At 73.4% G+C, this 2,020-nt stretch carries 2 protein-coding genes and 1 pseudogene; all 3 read left to right on the top strand.

Annotated features, from left to right (window positions below; genetic code table 11):
• The first annotated feature begins 165 nt into the window (after positions 1 to 165).
• On the top strand, positions 166 to 993 hold the full coding sequence (locus ACOJTC_RS04570; RefSeq protein WP_307826018.1) for an ABC transporter permease: 828 nt from the start codon (positions 166 to 168) through the stop codon (positions 991 to 993).
• Between the two features lie 48 nt (positions 994 to 1,041).
• Entirely contained in the window at positions 1,042 to 1,908 is an 867-nt protein-coding gene (locus tag ACOJTC_RS04565; RefSeq protein WP_420115875.1) for a 3'(2'),5'-bisphosphate nucleotidase CysQ, read from the top strand.
• Positions 1,905 to 2,020: pseudogene (locus tag ACOJTC_RS04560) on the top strand (sulfate adenylyltransferase small subunit); the annotation flags it as partial. The gene ACOJTC_RS04565 and the pseudogene ACOJTC_RS04560, both read left to right, overlap by 4 nt.

The raw sequence follows: 2,020 nt of genomic DNA, 5'->3' as shown, positions 1-2,020 counted from the left end.
TCGCGGCCGGCTGCGCATCCGCCTGCACCTGGCCGGCGATCCCGCGACGCTGCTCGGCCCGGCGGTGACCGTGCTCGCCGCCCGCCAGGCGGCGGTCAACGCCGTCGACGTCGGCGAACCCAGCCTGGAGGACGTCTTCATCGAACTCACCGGAAGGCAACCGAGGTGACCGCTCTCGACACCCCGACCCCGCTGCGCCCGACGGCCACCCCACCCTCCCGGCCCGGGACCGGGCGGGTGTTCGCCGCGGTGCTGCGCCGCGACCTGATGGTCACCGGCCGGGAACTCTGGGTCATCCTGGTCCAGGTCGGACTGACGCCGCTGTTCATGCTGTTCGTCTTCGACACCGTGCTGGGCAGCCAGGGCCTCGTCGGGCGCGGTTTCGCCGACGTGTTCCTGCCCGGCATCATCGCCCTGGCCGCCCTCACCACCGCGTTGCAGAGCGTGGCCCTGCCGCTGGTGAAGGAGTTCGGCTTCACCATGGAGATCGAGGACCGGTTGATGGCGCCCCTGCCGACCGGGTACGTCGCGATCGGCAAGCTGGTGATCGCCACCATCCGAGGGCTGCTCGCGGCCGTGCTGATCTATCCGCTCGGCGCGCTGATGGTCGGTTCCGCGCCGTGGCGGCCGGCAGGGCTGCCGCTGGCGTTCGTGGTGGCGCTGCTCGGGGCGTGGATCGGCGGGGCGATCGGGATGAGCCTGGCCACCACCCTGCCGGTGCAGCGGATCAACGTGACCTTCTCGGTGATCCTCACCCCGATCATCTGGACCGGCTGCATCCACTACCCGTGGCCCCGGCTGTCGTCGGTGCCCTGGTACCAGGTGGTCACCGCGCTCAACCCGATGACGTACGTCTCCGAGGGGGTGCGCGGGGCGTTGCTGCCCGGCGTGCCGCACCTGCCGGCGTGGGTGTGCCTGACCGTGCTGACCGGGGTGGCCGTCGTCCTGACCTGGGTCAGCGTCCGCTGCTTCACACGCCGGGCCGTCCAGTGACCACCCGCACCCCCACCGTCCGCGTACCCGACAGGTCGAGGAGTTGCCATGGTTGACCCCACCATCGCCGAATCCGACGTGGCGCTCGCCCGCCGGCTCGCCGCCGACGCCGGTGAGCTGCTGCTACGGGTACGCGCCGACCACGGTCACGCCGACCCCGCCGCGTTGAAGGCCGCCGGTGACCGAGCCGCCCACGACCTCCTGCGGGCCGAGCTGGCCCGGTGCCGCCCGGCCGACGCGGTGCTCTCCGAGGAGGACGATGGTTCCCGGCTGGTGGACACCGGCGACGGCGTGTCCCGGCGGACCGCCGAGCGGGTGTGGATCGTCGACCCGTTGGACGGCACCCGGGAGTTCTCCGAGCAGGGCCGCGCCGACTGGGCGGTGCACGTGGCGCTCTGGGCCCGCGACGCGGCGACCCCGCACGGGCTGGTCGCCGGTGCGGTCGCGTTGCCGGCGCAGGGCCGGGTGCTGACCACCGACGTCGCCGACGCGCTGCCGGCCGCGCCCTCCCCGTCCGACGGGATGATCCGGCTGGCGGCCAGCCGCAGCCGTCCCCCCGCGTTCCTGGCCGCGCTGGCCGAGGAGGTCGGCGCGGAACTGGTGCCGATGGGTTCGGCGGGGGCGAAGATCGCGGCGGTGGTGACCGGTGACGTGGACGCCTACATCCACGCGGGCGGCCAGTACGAGTGGGACTCCGCCGCGCCGGTGGCGGTGGCCACGGCCGCCGGGTTCCACGCGTCCCGCATCGACGGTTCCGCGCTGACCTACAACGAGGCGGACCCCCGGCTGCCGGACCTGCTGGTCTGTCGCGGCGAGCTGGCCGTGCCGCTGCTCGCCGCGCTGCGGCGGCAACTGGCCGGCACGGCGGCCACCTCCGGTTCCCCCGTCCCCCACCCCGGAAAGGACCCGCGATGAGCAGCGGATCGGCTGCGTACCAGGTCTCCCAGCTCGACGAGTTGGAGGCGGAGAGCATCTTCGTGATGCGTGAGGTGGTCGCCGAGATGGAGCGGCCGGTGCTGCTCTTCTC

Source organism: Micromonospora sp. (assembly GCF_048594385.1).
Taxonomy (GTDB): Bacteria; Actinomycetota; Actinomycetes; order Mycobacteriales; family Micromonosporaceae; genus Micromonospora; species Micromonospora wenchangensis.
Note: the sequence above shows the minus strand (reverse complement) of the source record. Positions and strands in the feature narration are given on the sequence as shown.